The organism is Clostridium yunnanense, assembly GCF_016595795.1.
GTDB classification, from domain to species: Bacteria; Bacillota; Clostridia; order Clostridiales; family Clostridiaceae; genus Clostridium_AR; species Clostridium_AR yunnanense.
In genome coordinates, this window is record NZ_JAENHN010000006.1 from 264,086 (window position 1) to 279,928 (window position 15,843).

A 15,843-nucleotide genomic window follows, 5' to 3' on the forward strand; every position below is an offset into this window, starting at 1 on the left:
TTTTTATTATGATAATATAGTTTTTAATATTTCCCATATTTTTCACTTTTTTATTATTTGTTAAGTAATCTCTTTTTATACTTTGATTAACAGCTGGATTCTATGGTATATATAAAGAGACCATAATTCATAAAAATGAATTGCATTCTCTTTATATATACCACTTAATTTTAGTAAAGTTCCTTAACATCTCGTAGTTTAAAAGTTTTTATCTCAAAAGGCTTTATTTCAAAGCTAAACTCTCCATCCTCTATAGTAGTTTCTTTAAGAGTATTTTCTAGTAAATCACATTCAAATGCACTCTTAAATACTTTTAATGTACTACACTTTACTTTTGTCCTTTTATTATGACACTCATACATTCTTACTATAATATCTTCACTTCTCTCCGCTTGCTTTACTACCTCTACTATTACATTTTCTTTATCTACTCTGAATAGTGACATTTGCGGTGGCAGTTTCCCACTATGTGCTTCTTCAACTTTTGTAGTAAGAGGATTATTAAGATTATATGCCATTTGAGCTGTACCAGCTTCCTTAAAATCTCCACTGTGTGGATAAAGGGAATAAATAAACTTGTGTACTTCTCTATCTGCATCAACATTAGGATATGAAGGAGATTTTAAAAGGGAAAGTCTGATTACAGAATTTTTTATATCATGACCATACTTACAGTCATTCAAAAGACTTACACCGTATCCCCCCTCAGATAAATCTGCCCATTTGTGTGCGCAAACTTCAAAGCGAGCATAGTCCCAGCTGGTATTCCAATGAGTAGGTCTCTCTACATTTCCATACTGTATTTCATAGGTAGCCTTATCTGCATGGACATCTACTGGAAAAGCTACCTTCAAAAGAATGTGTCTTTCCTTCCAGTCTATTTCATTTTCAAAATCTATCCTTGGAATATCTTTATATATATAAATCTTTTGAATCAAGGTGGAGTTCAAAAACTTTCTAGCAACTTCTAAACAAGACCTTACATTCCCTTTTTCTATAACCTTAATACTTGAAACATCGTCTACCTCCCACATCTTCTCTTGATAGTAGATATTAATATCCCATGCATCCCAGTTATGTGGTTTATCTTCAAAAGCCTGTATTACATTTCCTCTTTTACCTTCTTGTAATACTTCTCTTTCATTTAACTTGTCATATATTGAAATTAAATGAGCCTTTTCATCTAATTCTATTTTAAAAAACTCTGTTTCTATATTCTTAGTTCCAATTTTAATATAATCATCCTCAATTTTTACTTCCTGTTTCCTTCTAATACTAAAGGTTTTATACCCCTTTGCTGGTATATCTTGCGCATAAAACACAATCTTATTACCACCTACTTTTTGAGATTCTATAAGTCTTTCGCCATCAAATATCTCAACATCATCCCATCCACAAGGAAGTTCAAACTCAGCTATATCATTTCTTGAGAATCCTAAATGGTTAAATACCACTACAGAGGTTTCTTCTAGGCACAGTTTTGAAGCAATATTATCCACTGCTGTACTTATGATTTTCTTTGCCACTTCATTGATTTTTTCATACTGCGTTTTAGAATCTATATATACTTCCTTTATTGATGATCCTGGAATTATATCATGGAACTGGTTTAATAGTGTAGTTTCCCAGCATTTTTTTAGTTCACCAGAAGGATATTTAGTTCCAGCTTCAATACTACTCAAGGTTGATAACATCTCTGCTTCTAAATTTAAGAATTCAGTTTTTCTATTATATCTCTTATTTCTGGCCATTGAAGTGTAGGTTCCTCTATGATATTCAAGGTACAACTCTCCTACCCATTTAGGAAGTTTATTGTTTTCTTTAAGCTTTTCATTTAAGTTATTGAAAAAATCTAAAGCTTTTCCCATTTTAACCTTAGGGGCGCCTGGTATACCTTTTTCAAAACGCTTCGCCATCTCTAGCATTTCCTTTGTGGCACCTCCACCACCATCACCATACCCAAAGCAATTTAAAACCTCGCTATTTATCTCCTTCTGCTGATATCTCTGATAGCATCCCATTATCTGAGAAGCATTAGTATTGCCATTGTAGGTAGTGCCTGTCCCAGGAGTTCCGCCCTTTTTATAATCAGTTGTAGATATAAAATGAGTCAGAATCTCTGAACCATCTATTCCTCTCCACGTAAAGGTGTCATAAGGCATCTTGTTGTATTCGTTCCAACTTATCTTTGTTGTCATAAAGTAGTTTACTCCACTTTTTTGTAGAATTTGAGGAAGCGCTGCACTGTATCCAAAAACATCCGGCAACCATAAAAGCTTACTATCTACTCCAAACTCATCTTTAAAAAAATTCTTACCATAGATTATTTGCCTAACCAAAGATTCTCCAGAAGTTAGATTACAATCTGCCTCAAGCCACATAGCCCCTTCAACTTCCCATCGACCTTCTTTAACCTTATCCTTTATATTTGCATATATCTCTGGGTGATCTTCTTTGATAAACTTATATAGCTGAGGTTGGCTTGACATGAAAATATATTCTGGGTATTTTTCCATTAAACTTAAAACGGTAGAGAAACTTCTCACTACTTTTTCTCTTGTTTGATCTAAAGTCCAAAGCCAAGCTACATCAATATGAGTGTGTCCAACACATACTTCAACAACATCATCATTTCCACAATATTTGCTATAGAATTCTTCTTCCAAGTATTTATTGGCGTCTGCTATAGATTTATGATAGTTTTCATTTAGAGCTATTCTTAGATCTAACATATTTACAGCCTTTGTCATAAAGCTTACTATATTGATTCTTCTTTTATCATCCTCATCTAGCATTTCTGCGACTTCTATTGGCACTTTTATATTGTAATATAATTTCTCCGTTTCAGTTTCAAGAATGGAGATATAAGAATTTAGTTCAACTAAACTTTCTAACATCCCTGAATAAGCATATAATGCAACTTCGTAGCTTTCATCAGCCTTTGCATTGTCAGTTAATAAAATCTGCCTGTGGTTAACATCTAAACCTTGAGATAAGCTTCCATTTATAAATGCCAAAAATTGAGGATTTGTAGCATCCCACTCCCCCTCTTTACCAGTTGTTACTTCGTAAACAACTGTTTTCCCCTCATACTCTTTAGGTATAATAATCTTTTTTTTGAACCAGAAGTGTTTATCCTTACCTCCCCATAATTGTCCTTTTTTAAAGTCCTCCCATTGATCTGCCTCTTCATTTAGAAGTAAAAAATCATTATATCCACAGGATTTCATCTTGTAGTTATCAATGTCTAATCTATTAATGCAGCTGTAATCCTTAAGCTCTGATAAAATTCTCTTTATCCTTTCGATAGCAAAATACATAGGCTCTCTTCCTTTCATTATTTTAAAATTACTGACTAATTGAATTTAAGATGCTATATGAGTCTTCAGTTAGAATCAAAAAGTGTTTATTTACATATTTATTGTTCAAAATGTACATTAAACTAAGTTGCTAATTTTATATTCTTTTACAATTCTATGCTTAAATATTGGACAAAAGAACAATATAACTTATCATAGAAATCCAACAATTCAGCCATTTTACATATATTTTTTATAACAATGTCAATGCAAATCTTTTTTAAGATTTAACAATATAAATATCTCCAAACTTATGGTTTTATTATAACATTTTTGTTATATTTAACCATAAAATATATTATAATATAATTGTAAGCACTTCATACCATGAATCTTACAAACAGATAAGCTTTGTTTTCTACTATATAAAAAACTAATAAAGTCATTAAAATCACTAAACTTAGCTTGTATAAAAATTATATATTTCACTATAAAACCAAAAAGACTTAATTATTAATAAGGAGGTGTTTTATGAAGAAGTCTAGAATGCTTACATTTATACTAATCTTCGCGGTATTATTAACCGCAGCAATTACCTTAATCTATCATTTTACAGGAGGTAAAAAAGAGATGAAAGAAACTTTTACAAATCCCATAAGATCTGCTCCAAGTGCCGACCCTTGGGTTATTCAGAAAGATGGATATTACTATTACTGCTATTCAAACGGAAACAATAAGATCTTCGTAACTAAAACTAAGAGACTTCAAGATATTGATGTTGATGCACCTGTAAACGTTTGGACATCACCTTTTGCAAAAGAGTACTCCAAAGAAACTTGGGCACCAGAATTACATTTTATAAATAATAAATGGTATATCTATTTTGCCGCAGATGATGGAAAAAATGAAAATCATAGAATGTATGTATTAGAGAGCAAAACTGAAGATCCACAAGGCGAATATATTTTTAAAGGTAAACTTGGCGACGATACAAACAAATGGGCCATCGACGGGACTGTTCTAGAGAACAAAGGGAAATTGTACTTTATTTGGTCTGGATGGGATGGTGACATAAACGTAAGCCAGAACTTATATATTGCAGAAATGAGTAATCCATATACAATATCCGGGAAAAGAATACTTATATCTAAGCCTGAAAAATCTTGGGAGACAATTGGACAACCTTACATTAATGAAGGACCGGAGATATTAAAAAAAGGTAATACCATTCATATCGTTTACTCTGCTAGCGGAAGTTGGACTGAAGATTACTGTCTAGGTCTTTTAACTAATACTGATGGAGACATACTTGACCCTTCTTCTTGGAAAAAATCAGGGCCAGTTTTCTCTAAAACTGAAACTGCATATGGTCCAGGTCATGCATCCTTTGTAAAATCACCTGACGGCAGTGAAGATTGGATTGTATATCATGCTTGCGAAGCAGCTAATGGCGGATGGGATGGCAGAAGTATAAGAACTCAAAAATTCACCTGGGAGAATGATTATCCTAAATTTGGTCAACCTATTAATATTGAAAAATCTATTGAGGTTCCTTCAGGTACACCTAAATAGGATTAATACCTATAATGAAAAATCGCTGAAGCCACTTTCTTCAGTGATTTTTTGCGCATATATCTTCTCCAGTGCATACTAGGAAACTTACATGCAAATAAGTTTTATTTTTTAATGTATACACACAAGCTTCTAAATCAATTGAAATTAAAGTTTTAACTAAGTCAAATCTTTATATTTTCTTTTACAGTAAATAAGCAGTTAATGAAAATTACTAATTATCATTAACTGCTTATTTTTCTACCTATGACATTTGAACACTTTACCAAAATACCACAGGTATCTTTACAGGTTTACATAACTAATTCGATGTAGTTATGCTCTCTGTAGGCTGTGTGGTGTTAGTATCTGCAGGTTGTGTAGTTGTTGTATTAGAAGTATCTTCAGTTGGTGTAGCTGGTTGTGTTGAATCTGTTGGTGTTGGAGACGTTGTATTAGTCTCTGGCACTGGAGTTGTAGCTTGATTAGCTATTACAAGCATTGCATCAAGGTCTGTATTAAGTTGCTTAAGTGCAGTAAGTCTTGCTTGAAACTTTGCAATTACCTTATTCAATGAAGTGACAGCATTATTAAACTTACCGCTTTTCAAGTTATTTTCAGACTCAGTAGCATCGCTTGTGACTCCAGAAGTAGCCTTTAAGTTTGTTCCATCACCTAGAAGCTTTTGAGACTGAGTTATTAATTCCTCTAACATATCTGTAGGTAAAGTTTTTTCTCCAGACTCTAATTGTTTTAATATTGTTTGTAGTTGCTCTTTCTTTTGACCTACTTCCTTTTGTAAAGGAATTATTTGCTGTCTCAGAGCTGTCATCTGCGTATGTAATGATTTTATTTGTGATTTAAATGCTGATTTTTCTTGTTGCTTACTTTCTTTATTAGCTTGTGCTTCTTCTTTTTTACTAGCGCCTACGCTATTTACACTCAAATTCTGTTTTTGAGAATTTCCTTTTCCATGTGTTACTTCAGTGGAAGTACTTTGTGTAGTTTTTACTTGAGTAATTTGTTGTTTTACTTGAGCACTTTTACCGTGTTCTTTGTCGTTACCTTTTGCATAAACCATTGTACTTGGCATAAGCATTAATCCTGCAATAATTAAAGATACTACCTTGTTTGTTTTCATAAATTTATTCCTCCTATTATTGTTTATCTATTTATTTGCTTCACTTATATCCACATCAGGCACATCTTGTATTGATTTTAAGGCATTATTTACATTATTTATAGCTGTTCCGACTTTTTGCCTTATCTCTGATTTTTGTTCTTGAGTTAAGGCTTTTACATTTTTAGTTTTAGTAGAGTTAGAACCTGAAACACCACTAGATTCAGCCTGTCCATTCGTAGTGTTTTGTGTTGTAGTACTTGATTCCGTTGAACCAGATTGTTTTTTACTAGTTTCTATAGTACTTGACTGCTCAGTATTAGCTTGAGTTGTACTAACTTTATTTCCCTGTATAATGTCATTTGTAGTTCCTTTACTCCCACATCCAACTAATAGGAATGCAGTACTTATTAATAATGCTATAACTTTTCCTTTCATATCATCCTCTCCCAAACTCTTTTGCTAATATATACGAAAGCATTTTTCCCTTTGAGGGGGTAGATCTATATAGTTTGTTTTAAAATTTATCTTAACTCTATCCTAAACACTAACTATCCTATCAAACTCTTTTACTATTACATACGAAAACGTTTTTTTCTTTTAGGGGGTAAGCCAATATAGTTCGTTCCAAAATCAATTTTCAAAATGCTCAAAAGATTGATTATACTGATTTTTTATATACTCCCAAACAGTTATACCCTAAAGTAATGTTAAGACTATATTGCTAATATAGTCTTAATATTGCTTTAGGGTATTTTTACTAAAGAGATCATAATCACTATTCAACCATTGATTTCTATTTTTTAATTATTTATCACTCTAATGGACTTATTCCTAGCCATAGCAACTAAACCTGATGCAACAAAAACTACACAACTTATTAAATCCATTACAAATAAAGAAATTATTCCGCAACATATAAACCAAGTAGGAATCTTTTTTTCCACTTCACCGCTTTTTAATCTTTTTGATAGATATAAATTAAGCAGTCCTATTCCAACAAACAATATTCCTATGGTGGTACTAAAAGAATATATGCTATCAATAATAGACTGTGTTGCATTTATAGATAATTGTGAATTGCCTGTTACGTTAATTCCTTGTCTTTTTATCATAGTTGAATACGGAATTATAGTGATTAGTCCTGATATTATTTGCCACGAACCCCCTATATAAGCTAGTATCTTTTCAAACTTTCTATCCACAGATATGCTCCTTCCATTTCAATATGTACACAAGCAGCAATCTACATGTATCTTTATAGATTACTGCTTAAAAGGAATATTCTAGAATTCCTAACTCAACTATTAATTTATACGTGCCCGAAAATTCATAGGTGCATGATTTTCGAACAAGTATAAATTAAGTTTCGATATAGGAACTCTTTAATTAGGCTTCCATTTTCCTTCATTTATAGATTTTATTATATCTACATCCACTTTAGGCTCTCTTTTATAAGTAAGTAATCCATTTATCTCCTGTTCTACATCAGTTATTTGGGTATATACAAATCCTTGCACCAATGGCGACTCAAGTAGTGGAGATATAACATCATAGTATCTCTTAATATAGTCTTCGTCGGAGGATGCTGAGGAGTATCCCCATCCCTTCCAATCACTCTTTTGATAAGATATTCCACCCATTTCAGATACAATAATTGGCTGCCCTTCATATTCCCAACCTTGAGCAACTATGGTTCTTCCTGCTGGTGTAGAATTAAGTATCTTATCTAAAGATGAATATCTATCTTTCAAAACTTCATTTCTCCATTCATAGTCATGGATTGTAAGAAGATCCGTTTTTGTATGATCCCATCCATCATTTGATATAACCGGCCTTGTTTGGTCTAATGATTTAGTTAACCAATACATAGCAGCCGAATGAGCCTGTTCATTCTTGTTATTCATTATGCCTTCAACTCCCCAAGATTCATTTAAAGGAGTCCACGCCACTATGCAAGGATGATTGTAATCACGCTTTATCATTTCCATCCATTCTTTAGTAATACGTTCAGCATATATTCTCGAATAATTATATGCACTAGCTATCTCTCCCCAAACAAGGAAGCCAAGCTTATCTGCCCAATAAAGATATCTAGGATCTTCAATTTTCTGATGCTTTCTAACACCGTTAAAACCCATAGCCTTACTTAGTTTTATATCCTTCACAAAATCTTCATCACTAGGAGCAGTCAGCAGTGACTTTTCCCAATATCCTTGATCTAATAACATCTTTTGAAAATAAGGTCTATTATTCAGCATAAACTTTCCTGAAACTATAGAAACTTTTCGAAGTCCAAAGTACGAGTTAACTTCATCTATACATTCATCGTTAGCTATAACTTTAAAATTAATATCAAAAAGCACTGGATTTTCAGGAGTCCACGCCCAGGATTCTTGGTGATTCCAATCTATAGTAATATTCTGATCTAACCAGAAATCTCTTTTTCCTCTTCCATTTATTATACTTATTCTATCTTGAACAATTATTTTTTCTCTTAATGTTATTGTGACATCTAGATATGTGTTACTAGAATTCCTATCTAGCTCATACTCCACATGTACTTTTTTATTATCAAGGTCTGGAGTAATCCACACGTTCTTTAAATAATTTTCAGAAACAGCCTCAAGCCATACAGTTTGCCATATTCCTGTCGTTCTAGTATAAAATATCCCCTCTGATTTTTCCTTCCAGTATTGCTTACCTCTAGGAAGCTCTAAATCATAAGTATAATCTTCTACCCTAACCACTAATTTATTTCCACTATCTTTAAGTACATCAGTAATTTCTACTGAAAAAGGAACATGTCCTCCTTCGTGAGTTATAACATGATTCCCATTTACCCACACATCCGCTTTATAATCAACTGCACCAAAATGAAGATTTATTCTCTTATTTTTTAACTCTTCTGGAATATTAAGTTCTCTTGAGTACCATACAATATCATGAACCTCTTGTTCATTTATACCAGAAAGCTCACTTTGGAACACATAAGGTACCACGATTTTTCTACTAAAGGTTTTATTTTGGTACCATTTACTTTTTACTCCTAAATCATTATCATCATATTCGAAATCCCACTCTCCATTTAGATTTAACCAAGTCTTCCTTTCAAAGCTTGGGCGTGGATGTTCATTTCTAACATTATTTATTGCCATATCGGTTCCTCCTATTGTTGTTTTGTTTTTATTCTATCCCTTAATACCAGATGATAAATTAAGTCCTTCTAAGAAATACTTTTGAGTAAATAAATATAAGATAAATGTCGGTATTATGGCTATAACCGCCGAAGTAGTTAATCTACCATAATCTGTTACATACATTCCCTGAAAAAGCTGCAGTGCAGGGGTTAATGGTAAGTTTTCAATATTGTTGTATACAATTGATGGCCACAAAAAGTCATTCCAAGCTCCTGTAAAAGTAAATAAAGCTACCACTGTTAATACAGGTCTTATAAGTGGTAATATTACTTTAAAATATATTTGAAAATCACTAGCACCATCTATCCTTGCTGATTCATCGTATTCTTTAGGTATGCTTACCATGAACTGCTTTATTAAAAATATGTTAAATACACCTGAGACACCTGGAACTATAATAGCAAGAGGTGTGTCTATCCAGTTAAACATGCTTACTATTTTGTATAATGGAATAAGATTGACTATACTTGGAAACATCATAGTGCTTAGTAGAATCCAAAATATAAAGTCCCTTCCTTTGAACTTAAGCCTTGAGTAGGCATAAGCTGCAGAAGAAGCTATTATTAGAACTAAGACAGTTTGAGAAACTGCTATAAGCAAAGAGTTTAAAAACCATCTAACTATTGGCGCACTATCAAAATTAGTTAACACCTTAACATAGTTTTCCACTATCCACTGCTGAGGAAGTAATTTATAACCCACTGAATTGATCTCTACGTTTGATTTAAACGAAGATAATACTGCATATAAGACTGGAAGTATCCAAATAAGCGCCATCACAAAAAGAAATATAAATGCGGCAACTTTTGGCCCCTTCTTTTTAATCCATACCATTCTTCATCACCTCTTTAATTAATCTTTATCTCTAAGAAAGTAGAATTGCAGTGATGCGACAAAAACTATACATAATCCAAGCATAACTGCCATGGCAGATGCTATACCAGCGATTGATTCACCAGTACCAAATGCTGTTTGTCTTATATACATCAAAAGTACAGAGGTTGAACCTGCAGGCCCCCCCTTACTGAACATTAGAGGCTGTCCATATATATTAAGCTGGGCAATAGTTGTCATAACAAGAGTATACGCAAGTTGATTTTTTATTGAAGGTAATGTGATTTTCAGGAACTTCATCACAGCTCCAGCTCCATCAAGCGATGCGGCTTCATATAAATCTGCTGGTACACCTGCTATGGCCGCTTGATATATAACCATGTTTCCACCTATATACCACCAAACAGTGATAGTTATAATAGCAATCCATACATATGGTTGAATTCCACCCCAATTGATGGACTGACCTAAAATCTTATTTATTGGTCCAAAATTTTTATTAAATAAAAATCCCCAAGCCAATATAACTGATGAAATTGAAAAAAGAGTTGGAAGGTAAAATATAGATTGGAATATTTTGTGCCCTTTAGGCTTTGCATTAAGAGCTGCAGCCAATAGTAACGGAACTATTACACAAAAAGGCACACTGAACAAAGTAAAAGTAAGAGTGTTCTTTAATCCATTATGAAATTGAGTATAAAATGTTGACTTAGAATTAGCTAATATTTCAGCGTAATTTTTAAGTCCTACCCACTGAGGAGTACCCATAAGATTCCACTGAGTAAAAGAAATTATTATTCCGAATATAGCTGGAATACCGAAAAAAACTATAAATAGAATCAAATGCGGCGCTATAAACACATATGGTGTGTACTTCCTTTTCTCCATTACATTGTTTCACCTCACCTAATATAGAGTTGTATTTGAGAAGTTTTAAAAATATATTTCGGTTCGAACTGGTACATCTATAATAATATTGTTGAAATTAAGGTAGTTCCACAGAATAGGACACCTTAATTTCAACACATTCATTAAGTAATATAACTACTTACCGCTAGCTATTCTATCTTCTGTTTCCTTTTGTGCTTGTTCTAATCCTTTTTTAATATCCATCTTACCAAAAACTGTATCTAATACAATCTTATCAAGGGACTCAGCTACATATCCGTAGTATTGATAGTTGAATACATGAAGAGCTTCTGGTTCTTTAGCTAAGAAAGCTTGTGGCTCTTTTGCAAATTCAGCACTTGTTTGAACTGCCATTGAAGCTGGATTTTGTCCTGCATCAGTAGCCCATTTTAATGAATTAGCTTGTAACCATTTTAAGAAGTCTATAATTCCCTGTGTCTTATCTGCATCTCTTGCTGGGTTTTTAAACATTACAAAGTTGTGAGAAGAAGACCAGTTAACAAGCTTGTTCTTGTCAAAAGTCATAAAGTTAGTCATTTTCCAAGGTGATTTTGCATCTTTCAAACCATTACGCATCCAAATTCCTTCTGGCCAGAAAACTAATTTTCCATTCATGAATAATTGTTGTGGATCATCACCATCTTGTGTTGCAATCTTATCTGTAACAAAGCTCTTCATTGTTGTTAAGGCTTTCTCAGCCTCTGGAGTATTAACAGTTGGCTTTGTTCCATCAGAAGTTATATCTCCACCTAATTGTTTTATCCAAGCTAAGGTCATAACTCTCATCCAATCAACACCTATTGCTGGAATTTTATCTTTTTTAGAAGCTTCTCCCACTTCCTTAACCTCATCCATTGTTATAATTCCGTCATCAAGTACATGAGGCCCATATTTAGCTAATAGATCTGGATTGTAGTAAGTAACATATGAGTGAACATCTAATGGAACACCATATCTCTTGTTATCTATAGCTCCGACTCTCCATCCTTCTTTTAGATAATTCTCTTCCTTAAGGTTATTTCCATCCTTTGATATAGCATCATCATAAGAAACTAACATATCATTTTTTACGAACAAAGGAATTCTTTCAGCATGTACAATAGTTAAATCAGGAACATTTTTACCTGAGCTTACAACGCTAGGTATCTTTGTATACATATCATTTGCTTCTATAGGTACGTGTTTAACTTTATATTTTGGATTTGTCTTATTATACTCAGCTATCATTGAAGTCATTGTGTCACCATCTGGGCCTGTAAGCGGTGTCCAAAGTGTGATTTCATTCTTAGATGCAGATGCTGAAGTGGCAGAACTGCCCCCTTTACCGCATCCAGCAAATAATGAGGTAATAGTTAAAGTCGAAAGTACAATGCTAAGGATTGTTTTAATTTTACGATTCATAATATCTCCTCCAAAAATAATGTATTCTATGTTAAAACGTAAATCTATGATAAGGTTTACGTATACAAGCAAAAAAATTTTCATTTACTGATTAATAAAAGTATTGTTCACTAAGACATTTTAATAATATTATCAGATGATTTCTTTATCTTTGATACTATTGATACTAAGTAATATACTATAGCTAAGAAAATCACTTCCATATATAGGCACTGTAAAGGCTTTAGTGTTAATTTATTAAACTTTGAGTCTAGAGTGAAAATAAATATATTGCTTACTACTAGACAAAAGAGCACATTTTGTCCAAAAGCTATAATAGGGCTTAAATATAGAGCAAATCTTTCAAGGATAATAGCTGTCAAATAGTACAAATATAATATAAACATTGGCGCTACTATCCATGCTATTGAAGGGGGGAATCTGCAAGGCGGTGCTTTTAATACAATTATCTCGTATAGAGGGTACACACTTAATAATAATGCACCTCCTGCAAAGGCTAAATTGAACTTTATGTCATATTTTTCAAAGTACATTCCTAACATATAAAAAGGCATATACTGCAGCACAGGGAAAGCTGCAAATTTATTAGTTCCAATAAGTACGCCTAATTGATTAATTGTTACCTTTTCATATGGTATAAAACAAGTTAAAAATAAGCTAAAGAAAATTATCCAAAATAAAATCTTGTTACTTAGAACCTTTTTAAAAGGAACAAAAAGTATTAAGGTCACAAAACTAAAATAAGCAAAAGATGCTAAAAATTCAGACCATCCTGGCATAGTATTTAATAAAATTATTTCCTTGAAAGTATTCCATTCAATTTGACTACCTGCTACAAATAGCTGAAATGCACTACCAGAAACATAAAAAGCTATTAATGTTTTTATACTGTTTTTTATTATTTTTCTATATACATTCTTAAGATCTCTTTCCAAATAAGAAATTTCAGCAACATACCCAAAACAAAATACAAATCCAGAAAAAGTGATTACATTTCCTATATTAATTACATATTCTACAGAGGGTGATATAGCTTGATCTGAAAAAAACTGCATTATATGTACCAAAACCATCCCAATAACCAGAAGTCCTTTAAATATGTCTATTGAAAAATCTCTTTTCATCGTACACCTCATATTTTTGTAACTTAGTAAATTTAATACAATCAACACTATCTTCATCAGCATTTGACATCGTTTTCATCGAAATTCTTTTTTTAAGTCTGCTCGCTATATGCTTTTCATAAAAACAGCAATATAAACCACATTTATTGTAATATAATAATTTTTATGTAGGATTAAGTAAAAAAATACTACAATTTATTACACAAACCTCACTACGCATGTACAACTTCGAATTAAATATACCTTTTCTGCCACTCTCACCAAAAATGGTGAGAGCTTTAAAACAAATTTCCAAAGATAATCTATATCTTACATACTGTAATCTATTCTCATAACTATATTCTGTTCGTAATCGCCAAACTTTTCACCAAAGATATTCACTCCACCTACATGTTTAGCATCTTCTTTTACTCCAATTCGAACAGTTATAAACTTATCATCTTTAAGCTTTAAATCCTCAATTTTAACACTTGATATTCTTGTTTCATCTATGAAAGACCCTTCCTTATTAACTCTCCAGGTTTTCAACATCCCATACTGGGTACAGCCATCAGACCACCATATAGGATTTAATCTTCCTCTTCGACCACCAAAATCTCCAGGACTAGTCCAAGTTCCAACTTCCACTCCATTTACCCACATTGTTATATCCGAAGGCCAGTTATTCCTATAGTTAGGTGCTTCAGAACATAATTCCATAGATACTTCAAACAACTTTTCTTTTCCTATCTGAAGAACATTATTTGGAAAGCGGTACTCTATGTAACCTTTGTAGAACCATATAAGTTGAGCTGTTGTTCTCATAGGATTATAGAACCTTCTAGGATCATCTTCTGAATCTATAAAGCCATTTTCATTAACCATACCACAGGTTGGACTAACTTCACAATCAACAAAGTTTCCAAGCGGCATATTAATATAAAAAGAATTATCTTGCGAATGCAGATTCACGGTATCAAGTTGTATGTTTATTTTATCCATCTTCCTACTACACACCTTCATAGATCCTCTTACTCCAGGTTGCAATTCTGTATTAATAATACCAGCATCCTCAAGAATTTTTACATTTAGTGCAGCCGTTGAAGTAGGTATATTAAGCTTTTCAGCGATTTCGTTTACATTATGACTATTATAATTCAAAAGCTTTATTATTTCTAATCTAACTTCAGAAGCTAAAGCTTTAGCTATGTTGTACAATTCATCGCTTCTTTCTAAATCCAAATCTACAATCTTACTCATTGATTTATCTTCCCTTCCGTGTATGCAACGTCAAACAAAATACTTTATTACAATATTTATGTTTTATTACATCTTTATTATATATTTATTTTTTTGGAAAATCAAGGTATTTATTTCATATTTTTAACTTTATTCCATATTTTTTGGTCTGCTTAAATATAAGTATAACAAGTCTTGTTTGAGAGTTCTACTAGTTAATAGAAAGTTTAAATTTATTGCCAATTAAAAGAGTGATAAACAGTACTAACACCATCATCACTCTTGTCATAATGAATCTAATTCCAACAACTCTTTACACCTAATCAGAAAACACAGCTATTTATATTCTTTTGTAAGTCTCTTTTAATAATAATGCATCTTTTTCAACCATAGGTCCTTCTAAAATAACACAGCCCTTGACCTTAAAATCTTTTAATGCTTTTAAGCATTCAATATATTTAAAGTCACTTTCCAATAAGGGTAGATGATGCTTCTCTCCTTTTTCATTATAATTTATTCCTCCCATGTGAATATGTATATCTTCTAAAGTAGAACAACCTAGTTCATCAGCCACATATTGAAGTATCTTAGCAAAATCATTATAATCTTTTAAAGATCCATTTCCTCTTGCATGTATATGAGAAAAGTCAATACATAGTTTACACGCTTTCACTTCCTTGCAAATAGAAACCAATTCTTCAAGTGTGCCAAATTGAGTTCCTTTACCAGTTGTTTCAAGTCTATAATCCACCCCTTTGCACGGAAGTTTTAGCAGGTTTTCTTTTATGGTTCTATATGTTTCATCTTTTGAATCTTTCAAATAAAATCCAGGATGAAATACTAAGCTTCTTCCACTAACTTTCTCCAGCCCTTCAGCTGCTTTTATAATTCTTTCTACAGATTGGTCTTGCTTTTCAATTTCATCTGCATTTAGATTGATATAATGAGATCCATGAGCTGATAGATAAATATCATTATCTATCTTAGCTTTCAAGATTTCATCCTTATTTTTGTCTGTTACATTAACATTTCTTACAAAAAGAAGCTCCATTGCATCTAGCCCCAATGTCATTAAGTTAAGAGTGATTAAAGAAGCTATTACACAACGTGATAGCTTCTTTTTTAGCAATTAGCTTTGGAAGTGCAATCGGAATAAGGAAAGTAATCGGAAAATATGCATGCAAATA

At 32.4% G+C, this 15,843-nt stretch carries 11 protein-coding genes and 1 pseudogene; 1 reads left to right on the plus strand and 11 read right to left on the minus strand.

All coding sequences use genetic code 11. The features are described 5' to 3' along the window. Nucleotides 1-170 precede the first annotated feature (170 nt). Complete coding sequence (locus JHL18_RS02265; RefSeq protein ID WP_200266005.1) at nt 171-3,320, minus strand: alpha-mannosidase; 3,150 nt, start codon at nt 3,318-3,320, stop codon at nt 171-173. A gap of 510 nt (nt 3,321-3,830) precedes the next feature. Here JHL18_RS02265 and JHL18_RS02270 point away from each other — a divergent pair. Next, complete coding sequence (locus tag JHL18_RS02270; RefSeq protein WP_200266006.1) at nt 3,831-4,871, plus strand: glycoside hydrolase family 43 protein; 1,041 nt, start codon at nt 3,831-3,833, stop codon at nt 4,869-4,871. A 301-nt stretch (nt 4,872-5,172) separates the two neighbouring features. Here the strand turns inward: JHL18_RS02270 and JHL18_RS02275 are convergent, their stop codons facing one another. The 10 genes and pseudogenes from JHL18_RS02275 to JHL18_RS02320 all read right to left on the minus strand — a co-directional run. Further along, nucleotides 5,173-5,991 carry a hypothetical protein gene (locus JHL18_RS02275; RefSeq protein WP_200266007.1) on the minus strand — a complete coding sequence of 273 codons (819 nt, stop codon included), beginning with the start codon at nt 5,989-5,991 and terminating at the stop codon, nt 5,173-5,175. Between the two features lie 27 nt (nt 5,992-6,018). Further along, nucleotides 6,019-6,408, minus strand: coding sequence for a hypothetical protein (locus tag JHL18_RS02280; RefSeq protein WP_200266008.1), 390 nt, complete (start codon nt 6,406-6,408; stop codon nt 6,019-6,021). A gap of 365 nt (nt 6,409-6,773) precedes the next feature. After that, the gene (locus JHL18_RS02285; RefSeq protein WP_200266009.1) at nt 6,774-7,175 is read right to left on the minus strand and encodes a hypothetical protein; all 402 of its coding nucleotides are present in this window, start codon (nt 7,173-7,175) and stop codon (nt 6,774-6,776) included. A 180-nt stretch (nt 7,176-7,355) separates the two neighbouring features. Then, complete coding sequence (locus JHL18_RS02290; protein ID WP_200266010.1) at nt 7,356-9,128, minus strand: glycoside hydrolase family 2 protein; 1,773 nt, start codon at nt 9,126-9,128, stop codon at nt 7,356-7,358. A gap of 33 nt (nt 9,129-9,161) precedes the next feature. Beyond that, a complete protein-coding gene (locus tag JHL18_RS02295) occupies nt 9,162-10,004 on the minus strand; it encodes a carbohydrate ABC transporter permease (RefSeq protein WP_200266011.1) in 843 nt (280 codons plus the stop codon). A gap of 18 nt (nt 10,005-10,022) precedes the next feature. Further along, nucleotides 10,023-10,892, minus strand: a complete 870-nt coding sequence (locus JHL18_RS02300; RefSeq protein ID WP_200266012.1) for a carbohydrate ABC transporter permease — start codon at nt 10,890-10,892, stop codon at nt 10,023-10,025. A 156-nt stretch (nt 10,893-11,048) separates the two neighbouring features. Beyond that, nucleotides 11,049-12,314, minus strand: a complete 1,266-nt coding sequence (locus JHL18_RS02305) for an extracellular solute-binding protein (RefSeq protein ID WP_200266013.1) — start codon at nt 12,312-12,314, stop codon at nt 11,049-11,051. A 110-nt stretch (nt 12,315-12,424) separates the two neighbouring features. Beyond that, nucleotides 12,425-13,438, minus strand: a complete 1,014-nt coding sequence (locus JHL18_RS02310; protein WP_200266014.1) for a hypothetical protein — start codon at nt 13,436-13,438, stop codon at nt 12,425-12,427. A gap of 309 nt (nt 13,439-13,747) precedes the next feature. Beyond that, nucleotides 13,748-14,677 carry an ArsR/SmtB family transcription factor gene (locus JHL18_RS02315; protein WP_200266015.1) on the minus strand — a complete coding sequence of 310 codons (930 nt, stop codon included), beginning with the start codon at nt 14,675-14,677 and terminating at the stop codon, nt 13,748-13,750. Nucleotides 14,678-14,996: 319 nt separating this feature from the next. Further along, nucleotides 14,997-15,731, minus strand: a pseudogene (locus tag JHL18_RS02320) (TIM barrel protein); the annotation flags it as partial. Between the last annotated feature and the right edge of the window lie 112 nt (nt 15,732-15,843).

Coding starts and splice junctions, on each gene's coding strand:
- JHL18_RS02265 (WP_200266005.1), bottom strand. CDS start 3,320: ATGTATTTTGCTATCGAAAGGATAAAGAGAATTTTATCAGAGCTTAAG.
- JHL18_RS02270 (WP_200266006.1), top strand. CDS start 3,831: ATGAAGAAGTCTAGAATGCTTACATTTATACTAATCTTCGCGGTATTA.
- JHL18_RS02275 (WP_200266007.1), bottom strand. CDS start 5,991: ATGAAAACAAACAAGGTAGTATCTTTAATTATTGCAGGATTAATGCTT.
- JHL18_RS02280 (WP_200266008.1), bottom strand. CDS start 6,408: ATGAAAGGAAAAGTTATAGCATTATTAATAAGTACTGCATTCCTATTA.
- JHL18_RS02290 (WP_200266010.1), bottom strand. CDS start 9,128: ATGGCAATAAATAATGTTAGAAATGAACATCCACGCCCAAGCTTTGAA.
- JHL18_RS02295 (WP_200266011.1), bottom strand. CDS start 10,004: ATGGTATGGATTAAAAAGAAGGGGCCAAAAGTTGCCGCATTTATATTT.
- JHL18_RS02300 (WP_200266012.1), bottom strand. CDS start 10,892: ATGGAGAAAAGGAAGTACACACCATATGTGTTTATAGCGCCGCATTTG.
- JHL18_RS02305 (WP_200266013.1), bottom strand. CDS start 12,314: ATGAATCGTAAAATTAAAACAATCCTTAGCATTGTACTTTCGACTTTA.
- JHL18_RS02310 (WP_200266014.1), bottom strand. CDS start 13,438: ATGAAAAGAGATTTTTCAATAGACATATTTAAAGGACTTCTGGTTATT.
- JHL18_RS02315 (WP_200266015.1), bottom strand. CDS start 14,677: ATGAGTAAGATTGTAGATTTGGATTTAGAAAGAAGCGATGAATTGTAC.